This window comes from Agromyces protaetiae, from assembly GCF_004135405.1.
GTDB lineage: Bacteria > Actinomycetota > Actinomycetes > Actinomycetales > Microbacteriaceae > Agromyces > Agromyces protaetiae.
Window position 1 is genome coordinate 163,066 of sequence record NZ_CP035491.1, and the last position, 24,229, is coordinate 187,294.

At 67.9% G+C, this 24,229-nt stretch carries 23 protein-coding genes; 4 read left to right on the forward strand and 19 right to left on the reverse strand.

Translation table 11 applies throughout. The features are described 5' to 3' along the window. Positions 1 to 7: 7 nt before the first annotated feature. Genes ET445_RS00780 through ET445_RS00790 form a run of 3 tightly spaced genes read right to left on the reverse strand, consistent with a single transcriptional unit; the run spans position 8 to position 1,195 of the window. Positions 8 to 217, reverse strand: coding sequence for a helix-turn-helix transcriptional regulator (locus ET445_RS00780; RefSeq protein ID WP_129187943.1), 210 nt, complete (start codon positions 215 to 217; stop codon positions 8 to 10). Further along, a complete protein-coding gene (locus tag ET445_RS00785; RefSeq protein ID WP_129187945.1) occupies positions 217 to 762 on the reverse strand; it encodes a hypothetical protein in 546 nt (181 codons plus the stop codon). Before ET445_RS00785 ends, ET445_RS00780 begins: the two co-directional genes overlap by 1 nt. Positions 763 to 799: 37 nt before the next feature. Next, positions 800 to 1,195 (reverse strand): hypothetical protein, encoded by a 396-nt coding sequence (locus ET445_RS00790; protein ID WP_129187947.1) that lies wholly within the window; start codon positions 1,193 to 1,195, stop codon positions 800 to 802. Positions 1,196 to 1,424: 229 nt separating this feature from the next. On the opposite strand from ET445_RS00790, the gene ET445_RS00795 reads away from it, so the two are divergent. Both ET445_RS00795 and ET445_RS00800 read left to right on the forward strand, forming a co-directional pair. After that, positions 1,425 to 2,048: a hypothetical protein gene (locus ET445_RS00795; RefSeq protein ID WP_129187949.1), complete on the forward strand. Its 624-nt coding sequence runs from the start codon at positions 1,425 to 1,427 to the stop codon at positions 2,046 to 2,048. Next, positions 2,045 to 2,572, forward strand: coding sequence for an RNA polymerase sigma factor (locus ET445_RS00800; protein ID WP_208008487.1), 528 nt, complete (start codon positions 2,045 to 2,047; stop codon positions 2,570 to 2,572). Before ET445_RS00795 ends, ET445_RS00800 begins: the two co-directional genes overlap by 4 nt. Before the next feature lie 222 nt (positions 2,573 to 2,794). Here the strand turns inward: ET445_RS00800 and nrdF are convergent, their stop codons facing one another. From nrdF to ET445_RS00885, 16 genes are all read right to left on the reverse strand, one after another. Then, positions 2,795 to 3,814, reverse strand: a complete 1,020-nt coding sequence (nrdF, locus tag ET445_RS00805; protein WP_129187951.1) for a class 1b ribonucleoside-diphosphate reductase subunit beta — start codon at positions 3,812 to 3,814, stop codon at positions 2,795 to 2,797. 820 nt (positions 3,815 to 4,634) lie between these two features. After that, positions 4,635 to 6,740: a class 1b ribonucleoside-diphosphate reductase subunit alpha gene (gene nrdE, locus ET445_RS00815; protein ID WP_129192343.1), complete on the reverse strand. Its 2,106-nt coding sequence runs from the start codon at positions 6,738 to 6,740 to the stop codon at positions 4,635 to 4,637. A gap of 26 nt (positions 6,741 to 6,766) precedes the next feature. Then, positions 6,767 to 7,183 carry a class Ib ribonucleoside-diphosphate reductase assembly flavoprotein NrdI gene (gene nrdI / locus ET445_RS00820; RefSeq protein ID WP_129187954.1) on the reverse strand — a complete coding sequence of 139 codons (417 nt, stop codon included), beginning with the start codon at positions 7,181 to 7,183 and terminating at the stop codon, positions 6,767 to 6,769. Between the two features lie 33 nt (positions 7,184 to 7,216). Further along, entirely contained in the window at positions 7,217 to 7,450 is a 234-nt protein-coding gene (gene nrdH / locus ET445_RS00825; RefSeq protein ID WP_129187956.1) for a glutaredoxin-like protein NrdH, read from the reverse strand. Positions 7,451 to 7,840: 390 nt separating this feature from the next. Then, positions 7,841 to 8,422, reverse strand: a complete 582-nt coding sequence (locus ET445_RS00830; RefSeq protein WP_129187958.1) for an HhH-GPD-type base excision DNA repair protein — start codon at positions 8,420 to 8,422, stop codon at positions 7,841 to 7,843. Positions 8,423 to 8,568: 146 nt separating this feature from the next. Further along, a complete protein-coding gene (locus ET445_RS00835; protein WP_129187960.1) occupies positions 8,569 to 9,564 on the reverse strand; it encodes a type IV toxin-antitoxin system AbiEi family antitoxin domain-containing protein in 996 nt (331 codons plus the stop codon). A 250-nt stretch (positions 9,565 to 9,814) separates the two neighbouring features. Beyond that, positions 9,815 to 10,936, reverse strand: coding sequence for a substrate-binding domain-containing protein (locus ET445_RS00840; protein WP_129187962.1), 1,122 nt, complete (start codon positions 10,934 to 10,936; stop codon positions 9,815 to 9,817). A 59-nt stretch (positions 10,937 to 10,995) separates the two neighbouring features. Further along, on the reverse strand, positions 10,996 to 12,354 hold the full coding sequence (gene mmsB, locus ET445_RS00845; RefSeq protein ID WP_129187964.1) for a multiple monosaccharide ABC transporter permease: 1,359 nt from the start codon (positions 12,352 to 12,354) through the stop codon (positions 10,996 to 10,998). Next, positions 12,351 to 13,892 carry a multiple monosaccharide ABC transporter ATP-binding protein gene (gene mmsA, locus ET445_RS00850; protein ID WP_129187966.1) on the reverse strand — a complete coding sequence of 514 codons (1,542 nt, stop codon included), beginning with the start codon at positions 13,890 to 13,892 and terminating at the stop codon, positions 12,351 to 12,353. Before mmsA ends, mmsB begins: the two co-directional genes overlap by 4 nt. A gap of 174 nt (positions 13,893 to 14,066) precedes the next feature. After that, positions 14,067 to 15,104, reverse strand: a complete 1,038-nt coding sequence (locus ET445_RS00855) for a LacI family DNA-binding transcriptional regulator (protein ID WP_129187968.1) — start codon at positions 15,102 to 15,104, stop codon at positions 14,067 to 14,069. Positions 15,105 to 15,283: 179 nt separating this feature from the next. Continuing rightward, positions 15,284 to 16,654, reverse strand: a complete 1,371-nt coding sequence (locus ET445_RS00860) for an MFS transporter (protein WP_243695271.1) — start codon at positions 16,652 to 16,654, stop codon at positions 15,284 to 15,286. Continuing rightward, complete coding sequence (locus ET445_RS00865) at positions 16,651 to 17,481, reverse strand: aldo/keto reductase (protein WP_129187970.1); 831 nt, start codon at positions 17,479 to 17,481, stop codon at positions 16,651 to 16,653. The genes ET445_RS00860 and ET445_RS00865 overlap by 4 nt, the downstream gene beginning before the upstream one ends. Before the next feature lie 53 nt (positions 17,482 to 17,534). After that, positions 17,535 to 18,476, reverse strand: coding sequence for a cyclase family protein (locus ET445_RS00870; RefSeq protein ID WP_129187972.1), 942 nt, complete (start codon positions 18,474 to 18,476; stop codon positions 17,535 to 17,537). Then, complete coding sequence (locus tag ET445_RS00875) at positions 18,473 to 19,819, reverse strand: APC family permease (RefSeq protein ID WP_243695272.1); 1,347 nt, start codon at positions 19,817 to 19,819, stop codon at positions 18,473 to 18,475. Before ET445_RS00875 ends, ET445_RS00870 begins: the two co-directional genes overlap by 4 nt. 88 nt (positions 19,820 to 19,907) lie before the next feature. Further along, the gene (locus tag ET445_RS00880) at positions 19,908 to 21,071 is read right to left on the reverse strand and encodes a cystathionine gamma-synthase (protein WP_129187976.1); all 1,164 of its coding nucleotides are present in this window, start codon (positions 21,069 to 21,071) and stop codon (positions 19,908 to 19,910) included. Positions 21,072 to 21,096: 25 nt separating this feature from the next. Continuing rightward, complete coding sequence (locus tag ET445_RS00885) at positions 21,097 to 22,470, reverse strand: cystathionine beta-synthase (RefSeq protein ID WP_129187978.1); 1,374 nt, start codon at positions 22,468 to 22,470, stop codon at positions 21,097 to 21,099. A 213-nt stretch (positions 22,471 to 22,683) separates the two neighbouring features. Here ET445_RS00885 and ET445_RS00890 point away from each other — a divergent pair, with 213 nt between their 5' ends. After that, on the forward strand, positions 22,684 to 23,349 hold the full coding sequence (locus ET445_RS00890; protein ID WP_129187980.1) for a DUF3105 domain-containing protein: 666 nt from the start codon (positions 22,684 to 22,686) through the stop codon (positions 23,347 to 23,349). Between the two features lie 2 nt (positions 23,350 to 23,351). Beyond that, positions 23,352 to 24,185 carry a DUF305 domain-containing protein gene (locus ET445_RS00895; protein WP_243695273.1) on the forward strand — a complete coding sequence of 278 codons (834 nt, stop codon included), beginning with the start codon at positions 23,352 to 23,354 and terminating at the stop codon, positions 24,183 to 24,185. The last annotated feature ends 44 nt before the right edge of the window (positions 24,186 to 24,229 follow it).

The window sequence follows — 24,229 nt, forward strand, 5'->3', positions numbered from 1 at the left end:
GTTCACGCTACTGCGGTGCCGCAGGCGGGTCGGGGAAGAACACGTGCTCGATCGGCACCCCGAACGTCGCCGCGATCCGGAACGCGAGATCGAGGCTCGGGTCGAACCGGCCTCGCTCGATCGAGATGACGGTCTGACGTGAAACACCGAGAAGTTCGGCCAACCGCTCCTGAGACAGCCCCGCCGCAGCGCGGCGCTCGCGCAGATCGTTGCGCATCAGGACTCGCGGCCCTGCAGCACCCAGTACCGCACCGAGAAGTCGAGCAGTCCGACCGCCAGCACGAGGGAAAGCGCGAGCGGTGCCGACGCCTCCACACGAAGCAGGCTCACCAGGATCAATGCACCGGCCGCAACGAGGATGACATCGGTGAACGCACCCGACCGCGCGCGCTCGGACTGGCTGCGCTCGATCGAGTCCCTCGAGTTCGTCAGCCGCGTCTTCGGCGAATGACGCCCGATCAGGAAGATCCACGACAGCGCGGCCCCGAGGGCGCCGCCCATCAGAGCCGGCCACACCACGGCGAACACCGCGACCGCTAGGCCGACGGTCGACGCGTCGTGGTCGCGGACGCCGATCAACCAGGCGGTCACGCCGAAGACGGCGGCACCCACGAGCGCGGCAGCGATCACGAGCAGGACGCGCGACGCCGTCGCCGCACGAACGGTGGTCGGGGGCTCGATCGGGTCGGACATGGTTCTCCTCTGCTCGGCCGCGGGAATCGGCTCGAGAACCAAGATATGTAAAGCACGCTTTACTGTCAAGTTGGCTTTACATGCGGTGCCAAGCGCCCGCGAAGCGTCACGCCAACCAGACTCCACCGACCGGCCGGACGAGCAACCAACTGAACGGGAGCGTGACGAGCACCATCAGGATGACACCCCCGAGCGTTGCGACCAGCACGTTCCGGCGCGCCCGCAGCGCGATGCCGCCGGCGACGATCGCGCACCCGATGAGCACGAGTACTCCGAGCGACCCTGCGAGTGCGGCTTGGAGGATCGCTTCGTCGACGTGTCCCCGTGAAGTCGGGTCGGGGTTGCCGGCGTAGGTGTTCGCGATCCCGATTCCCTCGATCGTGAGCCCGAGCGGCAGGAACAACAGCACCGCGCCGACGCCGTACGTGAGCACGAGCGCGACGAGTTGACGACTGACGGCCGTCGGGCGACGGCTCTCTTCCGACGCGGCGTCTCTCCTCATCGCTCCTCCAACGTCGAGCAGATCATGGCGGACCTGACGTCGACGACAGCTCCACCGCGAGACTACGGCCCGATCGCCCGCCGAACCGTCACTCCACAGGATGAGAAGCGCTCCGCGAACGACGAAGGGGCGGACGCCGCGGTACGTTTGGCGCTTCCTTCGCGGCTTGGACGTTTCGGAACCGAACGGACATGTACAGGGTGAGAGCATCTTTGACGGAAGGGGCGATATGGACGAGGACGAGTTCGACCGCCGGCTGAAATCCTCCGCCCCGGCGGCAGCGCCGAGAACGCCCGCCCTCCTTCACGCACTCGACGATCTCATCGCCGAAAGCCGATCGACCCGACGGCGTCGGAATCGAGCAGTCGTTGCCGGGATGTCGCTTTCTCTCATGCTGCTGGGCGGCACGAGCGCGGCGTTCGCGGCCGAGCCTCTGCTCGCATGGCTGGGGTTCGAACCCGACCATGTGATCCAGCATGTGAACAGCGACGGCGTCGACTGCGCCGCGGGCATGATCATCCGCCCGGAGGGTGTCGAACTCGACGACCCGTCATTCCTGGCGGCGCAAGAGATCTTCCGCGGCATCGACTTCGCGAAGCTCGAGATCCCCGAGCACATCCGCAACGACGAACGCTACTCCGACGCCGCGCGCACGGAGAAGTCCAAGGCGATCGACGAGTGGAATGCCGCGCACCCTGACGCCCCCATGGAACCGGCTGGGTGGGATCCGCAGGCAGGCATGCTGCAGGCAGCCGCATTCGAGCTGGTCACCGAAGAAGTCCGGGCGCGTGGTCTCGATGAAACGCACTTCTCGATCGAAGCCGGCGGCGAGTGCGGCGAGGTCGAGCAGTGAAGCGCGCCGACCGCGACATCCGATTGGAAGCCCTCGTTCGCGCCAACGCCTCCGACGTGCTCGCTTACCTGGAGCGACGGATCACCCCGCGCGCCGATGCCGCAGACATCTTGAGCGATTCGCTCATCACGGCGTGGACGAAGTCGGGTTCGATGCCGACCGTTGACGCCGAGGCACGCATGTGGCTGTTCGCGATCGCCCGCAATACCCTGCTCAACAGCCGTCGAGCGACGAACCGCCGACTCGCGGCGACGGCACGCCTCCGAAACGAACTCGCCGTGAGTGACGTCGCCGCAGACCCCGACGAATCGCTCGCGGTCAGGGCTGCCGTCGTCAGTCTTCAACCCGACCTTCGTGAGCTGGTCGAGCTCGTCCACTGGGACGGATTCAGCGTTGTCGAGGCTGCAGGCATCCTGTCGTTGTCATCATCGACCGCCCGCTCACGCTACTCGGTGGCCAAGGAACGGCTCCGCGCGGCACTCGCCACTGCGGACTCGCCTGCTGCGGTCCGGCCACTCACATGACCCCGACAACCAGCGGCGATCACACTGCATCGAACGCAACGCGGATCGACCCCGCCGACGTCGCGTTGCCGCCCACGATAGCCGTGATATCACGGCGCTCGTCGGATTCGGATGCTCGAGAGCACAGTTGAACGAGTACGCCACAGTTGAACGAGTACGCCCAATGCACGACGAAGGGGCGGATGCCGAAGCATCCGCCCCTTCGTCGCGAGGGATGAACCCCTAGAAGTCCCAGTCCTCGTCCTCGGTGTTGACCGCCTTGCCGATGACGTACGACGAGCCCGACCCCGAGAAGAAGTCGTGGTTCTCGTCGGCGTTCGGCGAGAGCGCCGAGAGGATCGCGGGGTTCACGTCGGTGACCGTCTTCGGGAACATCGGCTCGTAGCCGAGGTTCATGAGCGCCTTGTTCGCGTTGTAGTGCAGGAACTTCTTGACGTCTTCGGTGAGGCCGACGCCGTCGTAGAGGTCTTGCGTGTACTGCACCTCGTTGTCGTAGAGCTCGTAGAGCAGCGAGAACGTGTAGTCCTTGATCTCGTCGCGCTCCTCCTGGCTCACGAGTTCGAGCCCGCGCTGGAACTTGTACCCGATGTAGTACCCGTGCACGGCCTCGTCGCGGATGATGAGGCGGATGAGGTCGGCCGTGTTGGTGAGCTTCGCTCGCGAAGACCAGTACATGGGCAGGTAGAAGCCCGAGTAGAACAGGAACGACTCGAGGAGGGTCGACGCGACCTTGCGCTTCAGGGGCGAGTCGCCGCGGTAGTACTCCATGACGATCTCGGCCTTGCGCTGCAGGTTCGGGTTCTCGACCGACCAGCGGAACGCGTCGTCGATCTCCTTCGTCGAGCACAGCGTCGAGAAGATCGACGAGTAGCTCTTCGCGTGCACCGACTCCATGAACGCGATGTTCGTGTACACGGCCTCTTCGTGCGGCGTGAGCGAGTCGGGGATGAGCGACACCGCACCGACCGTGCCCTGGATCGTGTCGAGGAGCGTGAGCCCCGTGAACACGCGCATCGTGAGGGTCTGCTCTTCGGGCGTGAGCGTGTTCCACGACTGGATGTCGTTCGACAGCGGCACCTTCTCGGGCAGCCAGAAGTTGTTCACGAGACGGTTCCAGACCTCGAGGTCTTTGTCGTCCTGGATGCGGTTCCAGTTGATCGCGTTGACGTGGTCGACGAGCTTGAGCTTGCCCGCGTGGGCGGGGTCGTTCTTCGCCGAGTTCACGGGGTCGGTGAGGGTCATGACTCGTTTTCTCTTTCGTTGGCCCGGTCTTCAATACAGTGCCGGCACGTCTCTTTGTAGACGCCCTTGTTGGTGTGGTACCTAGTGTGGGCACTCCGAGCGCTAGACGGCATCGAACGGCCCCGAAGAGCGTCTGAGCGACGAGCGCGCTCGTCTGCGCTCATCACGCGCCCGAAGTTGGGATTCTTCGTACCCATCTTCTGCTCTGAGAGCAGCGCACGTGTCTGAGCGGAGACGTCCCTGCCGAAAGCCGGATGCTCGGCACCGAACTTACCGAAGTTCGGGTTGTCGGCACCGGTATTTCGGCCCTTCCGCATCTCAGACCACTTGGCCTTCTGCTCGTCCGAATGAGTGTGCCCCCATCGCGGCGAATCTGACCCCGTGAGGTGGACGCCCGTGGGTCGACCGCGCGCCCGATCACCGGCAGCTTTGCGCTGTTCCTCTGTCCAAACATGCCCGTTCGGCCCCTTGCCTCCGGCAGAGAGATTCAGCAATCGGTGCCCATCGGCACGAAGGCGACTGATCCAGTCGATTTCGGCCTGCGCAAGCTCATCCAAGTCAGTCATGACCACTGCAAGCGGAATCGCGTACGCGTGTTCGCGGCCACGTCTACGAAGCCAGTCGTAGAACGGAGACTTTCGCGCACCCGACTTTGCGAGCTTGAAGTGCTGCCTCTCTCGAACAGCAACCGAGGTCGTGGTCATGCCGACATACCGGATCTCCGCACTCTCATACGTGGAGAACCCGTAGATTGCCCCAATGAAGGGGATGTAGCTCGAAGCAGGACCGTCAGTCATAGTCAGAGTTGGTCAGAACGCCACTACAACGTGCAAGAGACGCAGAGATCCAGCTCCGTGCCTTCGAGCGCCATCTGCCGTAGGCGGATGTAGTAGATCGTCTTGATCCCCTTCTTCCACGCGTAGATCTGCGCCTTGTTGATGTCGCGCGTCGTCGCGGTGTCTTTGAAGAAGAGCGTGAGCGAGAGGCCCTGGTCGACGTGCTGCGTCGCCGCCGCGTAGGTGTCGATGACCTTCTCATAGCCGATCTCGTACGCGTCCTGGTAGTACTCGAGGTTGTCGTTCGTCATGAACGCCGCCGGGTAGTACACGCGGCCGAGCTTGCCTTCCTTGCGGATCTCGATCTTCGACGCGATCGGGTGGATCGAGGCCGTCGAGTTGTTGATGTACGAGATCGAGCCGGTCGGCGGCACCGCCTGCAGGTTCTGGTTGTAGATGCCGTGCTCCTGCACCGATGCCTTGAGGGCGCGCCAGTCGTCTTGCGTCGGGATGTGCACACCGGATGTCTCGAACAGCTCGGCCACTCGGGCCGTCGCCGGCAGCCATTCGCGGTCGGTGTACTTGTCGAAGAACTCGCCGCTCGCGTACTTCGAGTCGGCGAACCCGTCGAAGACCTCGCCGCGCTCGATCGCGATGCGGTTCGACGCGCGGAGCGCGTGGAAGAGCACCGTGTAGAAGTAGATGTTCGTGAAGTCGACACCCTCTTCGCTGCCGTAGAAGATGCGCTCGCGGGCGAGGTAGCCGTGCAGGTTCATCTGGCCGAGGCCGATCGCGTGCGACTTGTCGTTGCCGTCTTCGATCGAGCGGACCGACGTGATGTGCGACTGGTTCGACACCGACGTGAGGCCGCGGATCGCCGTCTCGACGGTCTTGCCGAAGTCAGGGGCATCCATCGTGAGCGCGATGTTGAGCGAACCGAGGTTGCAGCTGATGTCCTTGCCGATCGCGGCATAGGACAGGTCTTCGTTGTACGTCGTCGGCGTGTTCACCTGCAGGATCTCGCTGCACAGGTTCGACATGTTGATGCGGCCCTTGATCGGGTTCGCTTCGTTGACCGTGTCTTCGAACACGATGTACGGGTAGCCCGACTCGAACTGGATCTCGGCGAGGGTCTGGAAGAACTCGCGCGCGTTGATCTTCGTCTTCTTGATCCGTGCGTCGTTCACCATCTCGCGGTAGTGCTCGGTGATGGGCACGTCGCCGAACGGCTTGCCGTAGACGCGCTCGACGTCGTACGGCGAGAAGAGGTACATGTCCTCGTTGTTCTTCGCGAGCTCGAACGTGATGTCGGGCACGACGACGCCGAGGGAGAGCGTCTTGATGCGGATCTTCTCGTCGGCGTTCTCGCGCTTGGTGTCGAGGAACCGCATGATGTCGGGGTGATGCGCCGACAGGTACACGGCCCCGGCGCCCTGACGCGCACCGAGCTGGTTGGCGTAGCTGAAGCTGTCTTCGAGGAGCTTCATGACGGGGATGATGCCCGACGACTGGTTCTCGATCTGCTTGATGGGCGCACCCGACTCGCGGATGTTCGACAGCAGGAGCGCGACGCCGCCGCCGCGCTTGGAGAGCTGCAGCGACGAGTTGATGCCGCGCGAGATCGACTCCATGTTGTCTTCGATGCGGAGCAGGAAGCACGAGACGAGCTCGCCGCGCTGGGCCTTGCCCGTGTTGAGGAACGTCGGCGTCGCCGGCTGGAACCGACCCCCGATGATCTCCTCGACGAGGTCGATCGCGAGCTGCTCGTCGCCCTGCGCGAGCCCGAGCGCGGTCATGACGACACGGTCTTCGAAGCGCTCGAGGTAGCGCTTGCCGTCGAACGTCTTGAGCGTGTAGCTCGTGTAGTACTTGAACGCGCCGAGGAAGGTCTCGAACCGGAACTTCTTCGAGTACGCGAGGTCGTTGAGCTTCTGGATGAACTCGAACGAGTACTGCGCGAGCACCTCGGGCTCGTAGTACTCCTTCTCGACGAGGTAGTCGAGACGCTCCTTGAGCGAGTGGAAGAAGACCGTGTTCTGGTTGACGTGCTGGAGGAAGTACTCGCGCGCCGCCTCGCGGTCTTTGTCGAACTGGATGCGCCCGTGCTCGTCGTACAGGTTCAGCATCGCGTTGAGCGAGTGGTAGTCCATCGTCTGACGGGGAGCCTCGATGAGCGTCACGCCGTCAACTGCTGCGTTGCTTGCCAAAATGCGTCCAATCCTTCGTCGACGGCGCGGACGTCGTCGGGTGTTCCGAATACTTCGAAGCGATAGAGGGTGGGCACCCCGGTCTTCGCGGCGATGATGTCGCCTGCGAGGCCGTAGCCGGTGCCGAAGTTCGTGTTGCCGGCGGCGATGACGCCGCGGAGGAGCGATCGGTTGTGCGGATCGTTGAGGAACCGGATGACCTGCTTCGGGACGGCGCCATTGCCGTCGCCACCGCCGTAGGTCGGCACGACGAGCACGTACGGCTCGTCGGCCCGGAGCGGCTCCTCACGGGGAAACAGCGGAATCCGGAGCGCCGGGCGACCCAGCTTCTCGATGAACCGATGGGTGTTCCCCGAGACGCTCGAGAAGTAGACCAGGTTCGTCATGATGCGCTCACGGTCTCTGCCGACCGTCGCGGGTTACGCGAGACGCGAGGCCAGCTCGTCGATCTTGTCGGGGCGGAAGCCCGACCAGTGGTCTTCGTCGGTGATGACGACGGGAGCCTGGAGGTACCCCAGTTCCTTCACCTGCGCGAGGGCTGCCTCGTCGACAGAGAGGTCGAGCACTTCGTACTCGATGCCCTTGCTGTCGAGGGCGCGGTAGGTGGCGTTGCACTGCACGCAGGAAGGCTTGGTGTAGACCGTGACCGTCATGAGTTCCCCTCGTCGTTTCTGACTCCTGGAGGAGTCGTTTTCCCCCGAAAATGCTGGTGTGTGGTGAAGCTCTTCAATACTACATCTTGTGTTCGCCGCCGGGTACGACCCCAAGATGATGTAGTTACATTCGTGTAGTTTTCCACCGAGTCATCCACAGTCCATCCCCAGCCGGATCCCCCCGTGACCCGCGGATTCTCGGGCTCTCGCCCGAGATTCTCCACAGCCCATCACGTCGCGAAAATCTCGACCTGTGAATGGATGCCGGGCGTGTCGCGATTCCGACCGATTGGGCCTTTCACACACGCCGACCACTACATCTGGTGTTGCACCCACAACGATGCCACTCCCCACCGACATCGTCGGCGGGAGACATCCGCCCGTCGCCGCTCAGCCCTTCGCGGACTTCGCGGCCGCCTTCGCGGCCTGCTTCGTCGCCCGCACCTTCGCGAGCGACTCGGGGCTCACGATGTCGGCGACCGAGCGGAACGAGCCGTCCTCGCCGTACGCGCCGGCCGCCTCGCGCCAGCCCGGAGCGGCGAGCCCGCACTGCTTGCCGAGGAGCGCGAGGAAGATGCGCGCCTTCTGGTCGCCGAAGCCGGGCAAGGCCTTCAGTCGCTTGAGCACCTCGGCGCCCGACGGGTCGCCGTGCGTCCAGATGGCGGATGCCTCGTCGCCCCACTCGTCGCGCACGGCGACCGCGAGCGCCTGCACGCGACCGGCCATCGACCCCGGGTAACGGTGCACCGCGGGCGTCTGCTTGAACACGTCGACGAGCTTCTCGGGGTCGGTCGCCGCGATCTCGCGCGGGTCGATCGAGCCGAGCCGCTCACGGATCTTCTCAGGCCCGGCGAACGCCGTCTCCATCGCGACCTGCTGGTCGAGGAGCATGCCGACGAGGAGCGCGAACGCATCGCCCGACAACAGTTCGTCGGCGGCGGCGTCGCCCGTGATGTGGAGTGCGTGTGCCATGCGAACTATCCTTCCACCCCGAGACATCCGTCTCTCTTGCAGAGTGCGGGACCTACCCTGATCCACCGGACCCCGGACATCCGCGCGCCCTCGGATCATGCATGGTCCCTCGCGGCGCCCGATCGAGTCGCACCAGCCCGACCGCCTCAGCGCCTCGGCACGCCGAACTCGCTCAGCAGCGCGAACAGCTCACGAGGAGTGTTCGCGACCGTCCAGTCCCACCGCGCAACCCGCTCCCCCAGCCGGCGCAGCGCGTCTTCGCGGCGCTTCTCGTCGAAGAGCACGGCCGCCGTATCCCGGCCGCTCAAGTCGAGGCTGCGTGAGTACTTGATGCGGCCGTCGAACTCGCCGATGAGCCGGAGCGCCCGCCAGTAGAAGTCGACGAGCGCGTACGAGCCGAGAATGCCGTCGAACCGCACCTGGAGTTCGGGAGCCACGAATCCCAGCAGGTGGATCTGTGCACGGCTCAGCGACTCGCCGGCGCTACCCGACCGGCCGTCGCCGAACTCGATGGCCGCCTGCGCCATGCGATGCCCGCGCGCGGGCGCGATGAGGTCGAGTTCGGCGAGGAGCGACTCGACCGTGATCCCCCGGGCGAGCGCCGCATCGATCATCGCCACCGCGCGTGCGAACGGTTCGGTCGCGGCGACGTCGACGAGGGTCCGCACGAGCGACGTGCACCGCACGCCGTCGATCACCACGGGTTCGGGCTCGGGGCCCGCGCGGTGCACGACGACTTGCGGAGTGCGCCGCCCTCCCGAGCGGTCGGTGTCGACGAGGTGCACGGCGTCGGGCCTGCGTCCGATGATCGGGAGCCCATGCCAGGCCGCGGCCGACACATGAGACAGTGTGACGGGATGCCGCGCGGCGAGCACAGCACCCCCGATACGCAGTCGATATCGCTCGTCGGGGCCAGCCGCGTCCCACAGTGCACGGCGCACGTACGCACCGCTGCGCACGCGCACGAGGTCGCCGCGCTGGACGCGTTTCGCGAGCTCGCGCGGGTGCACCCCGAGCTCTCGGAGCACGGCCGCTCGCATGATGCCGCGACCCTGGGTCTCGGCGAGGTCGTAGGGGTCCATGCGGGCCATCGTCGCGCCGCGCGATCGTCGGATGCCTCGGAGCCCCCGCTCCTCGAACACCCCGCGTGCTCCTCGCGCTGTGGAGGAGCAGACCTCCATCGCGCCGAGGGACCGCTCGTGATCCGAGGGCGCGAGGAGAAGCCTGTGCCGTCGGATCAGACGGGGTCGGTCGCGCGAAGAGGGCGGATGCCACGGCACGCGCCGAACGAGCGGCGCGCACCCCGAGGCATCCGAACACGCGAAGCGGCCCCCGCCCCGGGAACCGGGACGGGGGCCGCGCTTCGCAAAGCGGAGCAGAGGCGAACGCTGCTTAGGAAGCGGCCTTCACGATCTCGAGGAGCGACGGCACGTTCGCGTACGCCTCGAGCGCGTTCTCCTTGGTGACGATGACCGGAGCGAGGAGGTACGCCGGAACGACCTTCACACCGTTGTCGTACTGCTCGGTGTCGTTGACGTCGACCTCTTCGCCGCGCTGGAGCTGGCCGATCATCTTGATCGTCTGCTCGACGAGGAGCGTGGTGTCCTTGTTGATCGTCGAGAACTGCTCACCCGCCATGATCGACTTGACCGACTCGACCTCGGAGTCCTGACCGGTCACCGTGATCTTCGTGATGTCCTTGCCGGCCTGGTTGATCGAGGTGATGATCGCGCGGGCGAGCGTGTCGTTGGGCGAGAGGACGCCGTCGATGGCGGCCGTGCCGTAGTTCGCAGCGAGGAGCGAGTCCATGCGGCTCTGGGCGTTCTCGGCCTCCCAGCCCTGGGTCGCGGTCTGCTGGATGTCGGTCTGGCCCGACACGACGACGAGCGTGCCGTCGTCGATCTTCGGCTGGAGGACGTCCATCGCGCCGTTGAAGAAGACACCCGAGTTCGCGTCGTCGGGCGAGCCCGAGAACAGCTCGATGTTCCACGGAGCGGCGTGGCCCGAGCGCTGCTCGAGGCCGTCGAGGAGCGCCTGGCCCTGGAGCTGGCCGACCTTGAAGTTGTCGAACGCGACGTAGAAGTCGACGTTCGGCGTGTTCTCGATGAGCCGGTCGTAGGCGATGATCTTGACGCCCGCGTCGGCCGCCTGCTGGAGCTGCGTACCGAGCTGCTTGCCGTCCTTGGCGCCGATGACGATGACCTTCGCGCCGTTGGTGACCATGGCCGAGATCTGGTTCTGCTGCTCCGCGACGGTGTTCGAGGCGGGGGCGTACTGCACGTCGGGGTTGAAGCCGGCGTCCTTGAGGCCCTGCGTGAACAGGTCGCCCGCGAGCACCCAGTTCTCCGAGGTCTTGTCGGGCAGTGCGACGCCGATGGTGGCGTCGGCCGCGAAGCCGCCGGCAGCGGCGGTCTCGTCACCGGCCGAGGTGCCGCCGCGTTCCGACGAGCATCCGGTGAGGGCGAGTGCAGTCGCCGCCGCGAGGGCGGTCGCCGCCAAAGCGAGTCTCTTCATTGATGTGTCACTTTCTTCTCTTGGTTGGGTGAGGCGAATCCGGATGTCCCGGCCACGTGCTACTTCTGCACGAGGTCGGCCGGAATGCTCGTCTCATTGGTCCCGGCCGACGGCACGACGGCGGGAGGTTCGGGGGACTCGACTCGGGCGGCGCGTCGGCGCGACCAGATGCCGAGGATGGATGCTCCGCCGCCGCGGCGGCTGAGGACGTCGACCGCGACCGCGAGCAGGAGCACGAGGCCCTTGATGATCTGCACGAGGTCGGCGCCGACGCCGAGGAGCTGGAGGCCGTTGTTCAGGAACGCCATCACGAGACCACCGATGATCGAGCCGATCACGGTGCCGATGCCGCCCGAGACGGCCGCGCCGCCGATGAACACGGCCGCGATGGCGTCGAGCTCCCAGCCGTTGCCGTCCTGCGGGCCGGAGGCCGTCGAACGGGCGACGAAGATCATGCCCGCGAGCGAGGCCAGCACCGACATGTTCATCATGACGAAGAAGTCGACGCGGCGGTCCTTGACGCCCGAGAGGCTCGCCGCGAGGCGGTTGCCGCCGACGGCGTAGATGTGGCGGCCGAAGACCGTGTTGTTCGTGACGAACGAGTAGATGATGACGAGCACGACGAGGATGACGCCCGAGACCGGGAAGCTCGTGCCGGGGCGGCCCGTCGCGAACAGGTAGGCGGCCCAGAGGATGACACCCGAGAGGACGACGACCTTGACGATGCTGACCCATGCCGGCGCCATGTCCGAACCCGTGCGCTTCTGCTGCGCCCGGAGGCGGAACTCGTGCCAGATGATCCACGCGACGCCGAGGAGGCCGAGGAGCATCGTGAGCACGTTGAAGTTCAGCGGGATCGGCAGTTCGGGCAGGTAGCCGGCGCCGATGTAGGTGAAGTCCTGCGGCACGGGGGTCGTGGTCGACTGGCCGATCCACTGGTTGCCGCCGCGGAAGATGAGCATGCCGGCCAATGTCACGATGAACGCGGGCACCCCGACGTACGCCACCCAGAAACCCTGCCAAGCGCCGATGAGCGCGCCGACGACGAGGCCGAGGACGATCGCGAGCGGCCAGGGGAGGTTCCAGTCCGCCATCGCCTTCGCGACGACGATGCCCGTGAACGCCGCGACCGAACCGACCGACAGGTCGATGTGGCCCATGATGATGACCATCACCATGCCGATCGCGAGGATCAGGATGTAGGAGTACTGGTTGACGACGTTGATGAGGTTCGTCGACGAGAGGGTGAGGCCCTGGCCCTTGTAGATGAAGGTCAGCAGCTGGAACAGCGCGATGATGACGATCAGGCTGCCGAGGATGCCGAACTGGTGCGCGCTCGACTGGCCGCTGCCGAACACCTTCTTGATGTCGGAGAGGCCGCCGCGCTTCTTCTCGGTGGAGACGCTCTGGGTGCTCATGCGTTCGCCTTCTTCTTTGCGGAGGTCATGCTGCGCATGAGGTTCTCCGGGGTCGCTTCGGATGCGGGGATGTCGTCGGTGATCTGGCCCTCGAAGACCGTGTAGATGCGGTCGGCGATGCCGAGGAGTTCGGGCAGCTCGCTCGAGATGAGGATGACGCCCTTCCCCTGCGCGGCGAGGTCCTGGATGATCGTGTAGATCTCGTACTTCGCGCCGACGTCGATGCCGCGAGTGGGCTCGTCGAGGATCAGCAGGTCGGGGTCGGTGAACATCCACTTCGCGAGGACGACCTTCTGCTGGTTGCCGCCCGAGAGCTTGGAGACGCCGACCTCGACGTCGGGGGTCTTGATGCGCAGGCGCTTGCGGTAGTCCTCGGCGATGCCGTGCTCCTGCGAGCCGTCGATGACGCCGCGCTTGGAGATCTTCGAGAGCTTGGCCGAGACGATCGAGCGCTTGATCGTGTCGAGGAGGTTGAGGCCGAGCACCTTGCGGTCTTCGCTCACGTAGGCGAGGCCGTGGTCGATCGCCGCCTCGACGTTCTTGAGCTCGATCTCCTGGCCGTCCTTGACGATCGTGCCCGAGATGTAGTTGCCGTAGGAGCGGCCGAAGATGCTCATCGCGAGCTCGGTGCGGCCTGCGCCCATGAGTCCCGCGAGGCCGACGATCTCACCGCGGCGCACTTCGATGTTCGAGCCCTTGGCGACGAGGCGTTCGGGGATCTGCGGGTGCTGGATCGTCCAGTCCTTGACCTGGAAGAACACGTCGCCGATCTTGGGCGTGCGGTCGGGGAAGCGGCTCTCGAGCGAGCGGCCGACCATGCCGCGGATGATGCGGTCCTCGTCGACGCCGCCGCCCGCGACGTCGAGCGTCTCGATCGAGCGGCCGTCGCGGATGATCGTGATCTCGTCGGCGATCTGCTCGATCTCGTTGAGCTTGTGGCTGATGATGATCGATGCGATGCCCTTGGCCTTGAGGCCGAGGATGAGGTCGAGCAGGTGCTGCGAGTCGTCCTCGTTGAGGGCCGCCGTGGGCTCGTCGAGGATGAGCAGCTTGACGTTCTTCGCGAGCGCCTTGGCGATCTCGACGAGCTGCTGCTTGCCGACGCCGAGGTGCTTGACCTGCGTGTCGGGGTTCTCGTCGAGGCCGACGCGGGCGAGCAGGTCGACGGCGTCCTGCTTGGCCTTGATCCAGTCGATGCGGACGCCGCGGGTCATCTCGTTGCCGAGGAAGATGTTCTCGGTGATCGAGAGCTCGGGGATGAGCGCGAGCTCCTGGTGGATGATCGCGATGCCCGCCTTCTCGGAGGCCCGAATGTCCTTGAACTCGACGAGTTCGCCGCGGAACCAGATCTCACCCGTGTAGGTGCCCGCGGGGTAGACGCCCGAGAGGACCTTCATGAGCGTCGACTTGCCGGCGCCGTTCTCCCCACAGATCGCGTGGATCTCGGCGGCCCGAACCGTGATGGAGACGTCCGAGAGCGCCTTGACGCCCGGGAACTCCTTCGTGATCGACCGCATCTCGAGGATGGGCGGCTGCATACGCGCCTCGTCGTTCACGCTGACCTCGCTGTCGTCAATCGGGTTGGAGCAGGGGTTTTCCGGTCGTGTGACCGTTCACATCGCAGATAATCGTGCATCTCGTCCCTCCTTGTGTCAAATCCCTCGTATTACAGCTCGGCAACGATCGAGTGTGCGGCCCGTTACGGCGCAAAACTACCGCGGTCTCGCGACGAGTGGGGCAGCCGTCGAATCCCGGGCGACGAGCGCGGGCTCGACGACCGGCCCCAGCTCGAGGTCTTCGCCGCGCATGCGGCGGAGGAGCAGTTCCACCGCACGGATGCCGAGTTCGCGGAAGTCCTGATGCACAGTCGTGAGCGGCGGCCACACGTGCGGCGCGACCGGGATGTCGTCGAACCCGACGACGCTCACCGCCCGCGGCACGTCGAGCCCCGCGTCGCGGAACCCGTGCATCAGGCCGATCGCCATGAGGTCGTTGGCCGCGAACACCGCCGTGAAGTCACGCCGCCGGGCGAGCTCGCGCCCGGCGAAATAGCCGAACTCCGCCGTCCAGTCGCCGAGGATCGGCGGGAACGTCGGCAGATCGGCGTCGGAGATCGCATCGAGGAACCCGCGCATGCGGCTCTCGGCCTCGATCCAGTCCTGCGGACCCGCAAGGTGCAGGATCTCGTGGTGCCCGAGCGCGATGAGGTGCTCGGTCGCGATGCGCGCCCCGCGCACCTGGTCTGCCGCGAGACCCGTGCGCTCGGCTCCCGACGCCGTTTGCAGGCTCACGCACGGCAGGCTGATCGCCATCTCCGTGAGCACGTCGAAGACCCGCACCTGGGGCGCGATCACGATGATGCCCTCGACGGCCTGCTCCATGAGGTGCTCGACCGCTTCCGTGATCGCGTCGGGCGTGCTCCCGGCGAGGTTCGCGGTGTGCACCCAGTAGCCCTGCTCGCGGGCGACGTTCTCGATCGCGGCGACCGACGACGTCGGCCCGTACTCGCCGTCGGTCTTGAGGAGCACGCCGATCGTGCGCGATCGGCTCGTGACGAGCGCCCGCGCGGCCCGGTTCGGCCGGTACTGGAGCTGCTCCATCGCCTCGAGCACGCGTTGCTTGGTCTCGGGCCGGATGCTCGGGTGGTTGTTGAGCACCCGGGAGACGGTCTGATGGGACACCTCGGCGACGCGCGCGACATCGCGGATGCTCGGCGTGCGTCCCGGGTCGGACACGGTTGGTTCAGCCATCGGATTTCGTCTCTGCGATGTGCACGTTCACATCGGCGACATCCATTATGCATCTCCTCCGGCCGCGCGAAACCCTCCCGGCCGCGCGGCCGAGATCGCCCGTGTGACAGTCACATGGCGGGTATCGAGGCTGTGTCAGCTATGTGCCGCGTGCGGCATACGACGAACGGATGCCTCGCTCAGTCGCTCGCGACGGGCCGCACGCGCGGAGCGAGCACGACCGCGACGACCGCGAGGACGACCGTCACGGCGAACTCGGGCGTGAACGCCCGGGCCGAGACGGCGCTCGCGGCGAGCGCCGTGCCCGCGATCGCGGCGGATGCCCCGAGCGACTCGCCGATCGTCAGCGCCGACGTGTTGAACCCCTGCGCCGCCTTCGGCGAGAGCTCGAGCACGGCCACCGAGAATCGCGGATACATGAGACCCATCCCGAACCCGGCGACCGACCACGCGACGAACGCGACGGCCGGATGCCACGCGAAGAACGCGACCGTGAACACGATGACGAGCGCGACCGCAAGCGTCGCCGACCCGATGCGGACGATGCTCGCGTTCGACACGTGCGGCAGTCTGCCCTGCAGCCACGACGCGATCGCCCAGCTCACGCCGGCCCCCGTGAGCACCGCCCCCGCGAGCGCGGGCGCCATGCCGTACTCCTGGCGGAAGAGCGCCGGCAGATAGACCTCGGTCGCGAAGAACGCCGCCGCGACGATCGTGCGGACGAGGACGACCGCGGGCATGCCGCGCCGCGCGACGAGCGTGCCTGCGGGCACGAGCGCCCGCACCGACACGGCGACGACGACAAGGGCTGCGATCGCCGTGATCGCCGCCCACGGCGTCGGCAGCTCCTTCGCGAGCCCGAACCCGAGCGCCGCGACCGCCGTCAGCACCGACCACGCGATGCGGCTGGCGCTCCACGCGACGGACGGGTCGCCGCCGAGGTGCGCGCGCTCGCGTCGCAGCGGCCTCAGCACGAGCGGAGCGACCGGCACGATGAGCAGGAGCACGCCGAGGAAGACCCAGTGCCAGCTCGTCGCCTCGGCGATCACGCCGGCGAGCGCGGGCCCCACGATCGACGGGATGACCCACGCCGCCGCGAACCCCGCGAACACCTTCGCGCGCAAGCGCTCGGGATACACGCGTGCGACGATGACGTAGAGCGGCACGATGACCGCCGCGCCCCCGATGCCGTGCACGAAGCGGCCTGCGACGAGGGTCTCCATGGTCGTCGCGGTGCCCGCGATGAGCACGCCCACGAGCCACACGATCGACGCCGCGACGAGGGGTCGGACCGGTCCTGAGCGATCGGACCAGTTGCCCGCGACGACCATCCCGACGATGCCCGCCGCGAGCGGCATCGCGAACGCGACCGCGTAGAGCGACCACCCGTCGAGCTCGTCGGCGACGAGCGGCATGACGGTCGTGACGGCGAGCGTCTCGAACGCGGCGAGGAAGATGAGCGCGAACATCCCGAGACTGAGCCAGCGGTAGGGCTGCTGGAGGATGCCGGGCGCCTCACCTGCGCCGATCGTGCCCGGCGCGTCGGTCACTGCTCCTCGTGCGTGTTCGGGTCGGCGCCCCAGATGCGCCCGCGTTCGAGCGCGGAGATCGCCTCGACGTGCTCGGGCGCGAGCTCGAACCCGAAGACGTCGAAGTTGGCCCTGCGGCGTTCGGCGCTCGACGACTTCGGAATGGGGATCGACCCGAGCTCGATGTGCCAGCGCAGCACGAGCTGCGCGACCGAGACGCCGTAGGCGTCGGCGAGTTCGACGATGACGGGTTCGTCGAGCAGGTCGGACTTGCGGCCGAGGGGGCTCCAGCTCTGCGTGCGGATCCCGTGCTCCTCGTGGAACGCGCGGAGCGCGCCTTGCGGGAAGTACGGGTGCATCTCGACCTGGTTCACGACGGGCAGGAGCCCGGTCTCCTCGCCGAGGCGCGTGAGCATCGCTTCGGTGAAGTTCGAGACGCCGATCGAGCGGACGAGGCCCTTCTCGCGGAGCGTGATCATCGCACGCCACGACTCGACGTACTTGTCGACGCTCGGGTTGGGCCAGTGGATGAGGTAGAGGTCGACCCATTCGAGGCCGAGCGCGCGGCGCGACTCCTCGAAGCTCGCGAGCGTCGCATCGAATCCGTGGTGGCGGCCGGGGAGCTTGGTCTGCACGTAGAGGTCGCTGCGGTCGACGGTCGTGCGGCTGATCGCCTCGCCGACGGCCGCCTCGTTGCCGTAGTTGTAGGCCGTGTCGAGCAGGCGGTAGCCGTCGTCGATCGCCGAGACGATGCCCTCCACGCCCGACCCGTCGTCGAGCTTGTACGTGCCGAGGCCGATGGCCGGGATGCGGTTGCCGTCACGGAGGGCGTAGGTGGGGGCGGTCATCTGTCCAGTCTCACGCACTCGGATGTCTCGCGCCAACCGAGCCGGCCTGCACGTCACTCCCCCGCGGGCAGCTCCGCGAACGCGCGAACGGGGAATGTGCCGAACCCTTCGACTCGCGGTGGCACGGCCGTGAACCGCGCGCCGCGCGCGGGCAGGCGGTCGAGGGCGGTGAGATGCTCGACGACGTGGATGCCCGCTTCGAGGAGGAGCGTGTGCGCCGGCCGCGTGCCGCCCGACTCGGTGTCGTCGATGTTGAGGGCATCGATGCCGACGAGCGCGACGCCCGCGTCGACGAGGAACCGCGTGCCCTCCTCGGTGAGGAACGGCGAGCCCGTCGCGTACGCGGGCGTGCCGAAGCGCCTGCTCCAGCCCGTGTGGAGGAGCACGGCGGCGCCCGCGAGCGCCTCGCGCGGGCGTTCGAAGAAGACGGCCGCCGGGATGCCCCGCTCCGAGGCATCCTGCAGATGGAACACCTCGGCACGCAGCCCGACGAGCGTCTCGAGCGGCAGCGTCGAGAGGTCGCCGCCGTCTTCGTAGCGGTGGAACGGACTGTCGAGGTAGGTGCCCGTGTTGCCCGGCAGATCGATGACGTCGATCTCGAACTCGGTGCCCGGAGCGTACGTCTTGCGCGATGCCTCGCGCGTCAGGTGCGGGCGGATCGTCGGCGCGGGGATGCCCGGGTAGGTCACGAGCCCGGCGCGGATCGTGTGGCTGAGATCGACGAGCGGGCCGCGCCCCGAGGCATCCGTCGGCTTCGAGACATCCTGATGGCGATCAACACCCCGCGACCCCTTGTGCGCCTCTTCGACGACCTCGAACCCCGCGAACTCGACGCCGCCGACGAGCGCGAGCCCGAGGTGACGCACGAGGAGTTCGGCGACCTCCCCCTCGGAGACGTCGGCGCGCGGCACGTCCAGACGGAAGCCCTGCGCGCTGAGCCCTCCGCCGTTGACGAACGACACCTCGGCGTCGAACACGGCGCGATACTCGGTCATGGAGTCTCCTCGGGGACGGGGCGGCGGAGCCGGCGGACGATCGTGACGACGACGGATGCCGCGGCGAGCACGAGCGGCACGGCGAGGTTCTGCCACGCGAGCACGAGAAGCCCCGCGGTGAGCACAGTCGCGACGACGGCGAGCCACCACCCGATGCTCCAGCGCTTCAGGAGCAGCGTCGCCGCGAGCATGCCGGCCGCGTAGATCGCGACCATGTTCGACGTGTGGATGAGGATGAAGCTCGCGAGGTCGAGGCCGTTCAGCAGCATGAGCGCGAAGTAGACGACCGTGAGCGCGCCCGTCACGACGAGCGCGCGGCGCGGGATCTCGCCGTCTTCTGCGCCCTTCGCGAGAAAGCGCGGCAGATCGCCGTCGCGGCCGAGGGCGGCGCCGAGCTTGCCGAACGCCGCGAGGTAGGCGTTCAGCACACCCGTCGTGACGATCGCCGCGACGACCGCGACGAAGACCGGGCCGACCCCGGGGGCGGTGCCCTCGACCAGGTCGAGGAGCGGCACGACGCCCGCGCCGGCGTCTTCGCCGAGGACGCCGACCGTCACGATCTGGAGGGCGAGGTAGCCGACGCCCACGACGACGATCGCGATGGCGGTGGCGATCGGGATGACCCGACGCGGGTTCTTGAACTCGCCCGCGATGTGGGTGCCGACCTCCCACCCCGCGAAGGCCCACACGAAGAGACTCACGGCCGTGCCGACGCCCGCCCAGCCGTTCGGCAGGAACGGCTCGAAGTGTCGCGCGTCGACGGCCGGGAACGTCACGGCGACGACGCCCACGACGACCGCGAGCAGGAGCCCCGTGAGCACGAACTGCACCCAGCCCGCGACCCGCACGCCGAACCAGTTGACGATGTACGGCAGCACGAGGATGACCGCGCCGACGAACGGCACCGCCGCCCGCTCGACGCCGAGCACGGCGACCACGTACTCGCCGCCGAGCACCGCGACGACGGGCGCTCCCACGCACACGCCGAAGTAGAACCAGTAGCCCGTCATGCGAGCGGCCGTGCCGCCGAGCGCCGTGCGCACGTAGCTCGCGACGCCGCCCGGGTCGGGGTAGCGCGCGGCGAGCGCGGCGAACGTGCCCGCGAGCGGGATCGACAGCACGAGAACGGCCGCGACGGCGAGGATCGACGCGGGGCCCGCGGCGGCAGCCGCGAGACCCGGCAGCGCGAGGATGCCGGTGCCCAGCACACTCGCGATGTAGAGCGCCGTGCCCTGGCCGAGACCGAGGGTGCCGCGGTGGGCGGGCGCTCCGTATGTCTCGGACGAGCCGGATGTCTCGGCCGCACGCGTGGGGCTCGAGGCATCCGTTCGCTCTTGGGTCACCCGTTCAGTCTGGGACATCCCGCCGACGCGAAGTGCTGGCAGTCCTGCCTATGCGAATTGAAATCCTGCCAATCTGCCGGTCGACGACTCACAGTCGTGCGAGCGCGCCGTCGATGTCGGCCAACAGGTCGTTCACGTCCTCGATGCCGACCGAGATGCGCACGATCGACTCGGGCACCTCGGCCTCGGTGCCGCGCACCGACGCGTGCGTCATCGACCACGGGTGGTTCACGAGCGACTCGACCCCGCCGAGCGACTCGGCGAGCTGGATGAGCTCGGTCGACTCCGCGAACCGGCGCGCGGCCTCGCCGCCGCCCGCGAGCTCGATCGAGAGCATTCCGCCGAAGCCCGACATCTGCCGCGCCGCGAGTTCGTGCCCCGGGTGCGACGCGAGCCCCGGGTAGAAGACGCGCGCGACGCCCGCGTGCTCGGCGAGCCGCTCGGCGATCGCCTGCGCGTTCGACGAGTGCCGCTCCATGCGGATGCCGAGGGTCTTGATGCCGCGCGAGGTCAGGAACGCATCGAACGGACCCGAGACGGCACCCGCCGCGAACTGCGTGAACTGCACCTGGTCGGCCAGCTCCTCCTGGCCGGCCGCGAACACGAGTCCGCCGCCGACCACGTCGGAGTGGCCGCCGAGGTACTTCGTCGTCGAGTGCACGACCACGTCGGCGCCGAGCGCGATCGGCTGCTGCAGCGCCGGGCTCGCGAACGTGTTGTCGACGACCGTCACGACGCCCGCCTCGTTCGCGATCTCGGCGAGCGCCGCGATGTCGCTGATTTTCATGAGCGGGTTCGACGGCGTCTCGACCCACAGCACCTTCGTCGTGCCGAGCTCGATCGCGCCGCGCACGGCGTCGAGGTCGCTCGTGTCGACCGTCGAGTGCGTCACGCCCCACGCGCCGAAGATCCGGCGCACGAGCCGGTGCGTGCCGCCGTACACGTCGTTGCCGACGACGACGTGGTCGCCCGGCGTCAGCACCGTGCGGAGCAGCGCGTCTTCGGCGGCGAGGCCCGACGCGAACGACAGGCCGCGGATGCCGCCCTCGAGCGCCGCGAGCTGGGTCTCGAGCGCCGTGCGGGTCGGGTTCGTGCCGCGCGAGTACTCGTACCCGTTGCGGAGCCCGCCGATGCCGTCTTGCACATAGGTCGAGGTCTGGTAAATGGGCGGGATGACCGCGCCCGTCGTGGGGTCGAAGGCCTGGCCCGCGTGGATCGCGCGGGTGTCGAAACGGGCGTCGTCGTGAAGCATGCGGAGGTCGCTTTCGTGCGAGAGGTCAGTGGGAGAGGTAGGTGAGCAGGTCGGCGCGCGTCACGACGCCGAGCGCCTTGCCGCCGTCGGTCACGAGCATCGCGGGGTGCTCGGCGAACGCCGCACGCGCGGCCGCGACCGGCTCGGTCACGCCGATGAGCGGCAGCGGCGGGCCGACGACCGTCGCGACGTCGTCGGTCAGCTTCACCCCGCCAGAGAACACGAGCTCGAGGAGGGTCTCTTCGTTCAGCGACCCGCGCACCTCGCCGATCACGACGGGCGGCTCGGCCGAGAGCACGAGCACCTGCGAGACGCCCGTCTCAGTCATGAGGTCGATCGCCTCGCGCACCGAGTCTTGCGGGTGCACGTAGACGAGCGGCGCCGTGCGGTCGGACTTCACGGCGAGGAGGTCGGCGACCGTGTGGCCCGAGGGCGCGTTGCCGAAGCCGTACGCGCGCATCCACTTGTCGTTGAAGATCTTGTTGAGGTAGCCCCGCCCGCCGTCGGGCAGGAGCACGACGAACACGTCGTCGGCCGTGACATCCGGTCGCGCAGCCGCCTGGAGCGCCGCGACGACCGCCATGCCGCTCGAGCCGCCGACGAGGAGGCCCTCTTCGCGCGCGAGGCGCCGCGTCATCGCGAACGCGTCGGCGTCGCTGATCGCGAGCACCTCGTGCGGCACCGCGGGGTCGTACGTGTCGGGCCACATGTCCTCGCCGACGCCCTCGACGAAGTACGGGCGGCCGGTGCCGCCCGAGTACACCGACCCGTCGGGGTCGGCGCCGACGATGCGCACGCGGTCTTCGGAGACGTCGCGGAGGTAGCGGCCCGTGCCCGTGATGGTGCCGCCGGTGCCGATGCCGGCGACGAAGTGCGTCACCTTGCCCTCGGTGTCGCGCCAGATCTCGGGGCCGGTCGTCTCGTAGTGCGCGCGGGGGCCGTTGGGGTTCGCGAACTGGTTGGGCTTGAACGCGCCGGGCGTCTCGCGCACGATGCGGTCGCTCACCGAGTAGTACGACTCGGGGCTGTCGGGCGCGACCGACGTCGGTGTGACGACGACCTCGGCGCCGTAGGCCGTGAGGACGTTGCGCTTCTCCTCGCCGAACTTGTCGGGCACGACGAAGATGCAGTCGTAGCCGCGCTCCTGCGCGACGAGCGCGAGGCCGACGCCCGTGTTGCCCGACGTCGGCTCGACGATCGTGCCGCCGGGCTTCAAGAGCCCGTCGCGCTCGGCCGCGTCGATCATGCGCGACGCGATACGGTCTTTCACCGACCCGCCCGGGTTCAGATACTCGAGCTTCACGAGCACCGTTGCTTCGGTGACGCCCTGAGTGACGCGGTTGAGCTTCACGAGCGGGGTGTTGCCCACGAGATCGACGATGTTCTCGGCGTACTTCATGCTGTGTTGTTCTTTCCTCAGGTGGAGTGCGGCGAACAGCGATGGGCTGCTGCGCGCGTCGAAAAGGGGTCGCCTTCTAGCGACAGCAACACAGCAGGGAAGCATTCACGTTGTCCACCATATCGGAGGAGCCTCCCTCGGCGTTCTCGCAGGCATCTACGATCGGATGAACCCTGCATCGCAGTCCCGACCGCCGACCCGGAAGGCCCCCGCATGAGCGCCGGCACGTCCCCGTCCCCCTCGACCAAGCAGCAGCGCGCCGCCGAGCGCGAGCGAAAGCTCGCCGAGTTCCGCGCGAAAGAGGCTCGTCGCAAGCGCAACGGCGTCATCATCACGATCGCGTCGATCGCGGGCGTCGCGGTGCTCGTCACCGGGCTCGTGCTCGCGTTCGTGTTCGCGCCGAAGCCGGCGACCTACACGGCGGGCAGTGCGGGCGCCGAGATCGAGGGCGTGCAGACGTTCGAGAACGAGTCGGCGCACGTCCAGGGCGCGGTCGACTACCCGCAGACGCCGCCGGCCGGCGGCGCGCACAGCCCCGCATGGCTCAACTGCGGCGTGTACACCGAGCCGGTGCCCGCCGAGAACGCCGTCCACTCGCAAGAGCACGGTGCCGTCTGGGTGACCTACGACCCGTCGCTCTCAGCGGAGGACCTCGCCGCGCTCGAGCAGAAGCTGCCCAAGACCTACGTCGTCCTCTCCCCCTACGAGGGTCTGCCGTCACCCATCGTGCTCTCGGGCTGGAACGTGCAGCTCGAGGTCGACGACGCGAACGACCCGCGCATCGCGCAGTTCCTCGAGGAGTACTGGCAGGGCGGCCAGGTGCCCGAGCCCGGCGCCGCGTGCACGGGCGGCGTCGACGCGCCCGGCAAGGTCGCGTAGTCGTGCCGGGCGGGGTCTCGACGACGCCGGATGTCTCGGACGAGGCATCCGGCGACCTCGACGCGCTCCCGACCGCCCCCGAGGCATCCGAAGACGACGCCGACCTCGACGCCCCGGCCGACGACGCCCGCGAGCCGCGGGGCCGCTCGTCCGCCGCGCGCTTCGCCGCGGGCGTCGCAGCCCTCGTGCTCCTCGCCGTCGTCGCACTCGTCGCGTTCACGGCGGGCGGCCACGCCGCGACGTCCGCGATCGAGCCGATCCCGACCGACACGAGCGCCGACGCGGGCTTCGCACGCGACATGCAGGTGCACCACATGCAGGGCGTCGAGCTCGCGATGATCGTGCGCGACCTGACCGACGACGAAGAGGTGCGCCGCCTCGCCTACGACATGGCGACGACGCAGGCGCAGCAGGCGGGCCAGATGTACGCGTGGCTCGAGGAGTGGGGGCTCTCGCAACTCGGCACCGAGCCGTCGATGGCGTGGACGGCGAAGCCCGCCGAGGGCGCGCCGTCGGGCACGCACGAGCACGAGCATTCGGCGGATGCCTCGGAGGGCGCACCTGCCGACGGCGGCGCCGCACCCGGCGACCCCACCGCGATGCCGGGCTACGCGACCCCGACGCAGATCGACGCGCTCCGCGCCGCGACGGGCGTCGAGGCCGAGCGGATGTTCCTCGAGCTCATGATCGCCCACCACCGGGGCGGGGTCGAGATGGCCGAGGCCGCCGCCGCACGGGCGCAGTCGCGGGTCGTGCTGACCCTCGCCGACGCGATCATCGCGAGCCAGAACGGAGAGATCGCCCTCATGGAGGAGATGCTCGCGGCGCGGTCGTAGCACCCGCGCGAGCGGCGCGGTCGCAGGGGCGCACCACGAGGCAT

What these genes read in the sequence shown, in the direction of transcription:
- ET445_RS00870 (WP_129187972.1), bottom strand. Translation starts at nt 18,476, where the DNA reads ATGACCGAGTATCGCGCCGTGTTCGACGCCGAGGTGTCGTTCGTCAAC.
- ET445_RS00790 (WP_129187947.1), bottom strand. Translation starts at nt 1,195, where the DNA reads ATGAGGAGAGACGCCGCGTCGGAAGAGAGCCGTCGCCCGACGGCCGTC.
- ET445_RS00880 (WP_129187976.1), bottom strand. Translation starts at nt 21,071, where the DNA reads ATGCTTCACGACGACGCCCGTTTCGACACCCGCGCGATCCACGCGGGC.
- ET445_RS00840 (WP_129187962.1), bottom strand. Translation starts at nt 10,936, where the DNA reads ATGAAGAGACTCGCTTTGGCGGCGACCGCCCTCGCGGCGGCGACTGCA.
- ET445_RS00830 (WP_129187958.1), bottom strand. Translation starts at nt 8,422, where the DNA reads ATGGCACACGCACTCCACATCACGGGCGACGCCGCCGCCGACGAACTG.
- ET445_RS00865 (WP_129187970.1), bottom strand. Translation starts at nt 17,481, where the DNA reads ATGACCGCCCCCACCTACGCCCTCCGTGACGGCAACCGCATCCCGGCC.
- nrdE (WP_129192343.1), bottom strand. Translation starts at nt 6,740, where the DNA reads ATGGACTACCACTCGCTCAACGCGATGCTGAACCTGTACGACGAGCAC.
- nrdF (WP_129187951.1), bottom strand. Translation starts at nt 3,814, where the DNA reads ATGACCCTCACCGACCCCGTGAACTCGGCGAAGAACGACCCCGCCCAC.
- ET445_RS00855 (WP_129187968.1), bottom strand. Translation starts at nt 15,104, where the DNA reads ATGGCTGAACCAACCGTGTCCGACCCGGGACGCACGCCGAGCATCCGC.
- ET445_RS00890 (WP_129187980.1), top strand. Translation starts at nt 22,684, where the DNA reads ATGAGCGCCGGCACGTCCCCGTCCCCCTCGACCAAGCAGCAGCGCGCC.
- mmsB (WP_129187964.1), bottom strand. Translation starts at nt 12,354, where the DNA reads ATGAGCACCCAGAGCGTCTCCACCGAGAAGAAGCGCGGCGGCCTCTCC.
- ET445_RS00795 (WP_129187949.1), top strand. Translation starts at nt 1,425, where the DNA reads ATGGACGAGGACGAGTTCGACCGCCGGCTGAAATCCTCCGCCCCGGCG.
- mmsA (WP_129187966.1), bottom strand. Translation starts at nt 13,892, where the DNA reads ATGCAGCCGCCCATCCTCGAGATGCGGTCGATCACGAAGGAGTTCCCG.
- nrdH (WP_129187956.1), bottom strand. Translation starts at nt 7,450, where the DNA reads ATGACGGTCACGGTCTACACCAAGCCTTCCTGCGTGCAGTGCAACGCC.
- ET445_RS00885 (WP_129187978.1), bottom strand. Translation starts at nt 22,470, where the DNA reads ATGAAGTACGCCGAGAACATCGTCGATCTCGTGGGCAACACCCCGCTC.
- ET445_RS00780 (WP_129187943.1), bottom strand. Translation starts at nt 217, where the DNA reads ATGCGCAACGATCTGCGCGAGCGCCGCGCTGCGGCGGGGCTGTCTCAG.
- nrdI (WP_129187954.1), bottom strand. Translation starts at nt 7,183, where the DNA reads ATGACGAACCTGGTCTACTTCTCGAGCGTCTCGGGGAACACCCATCGG.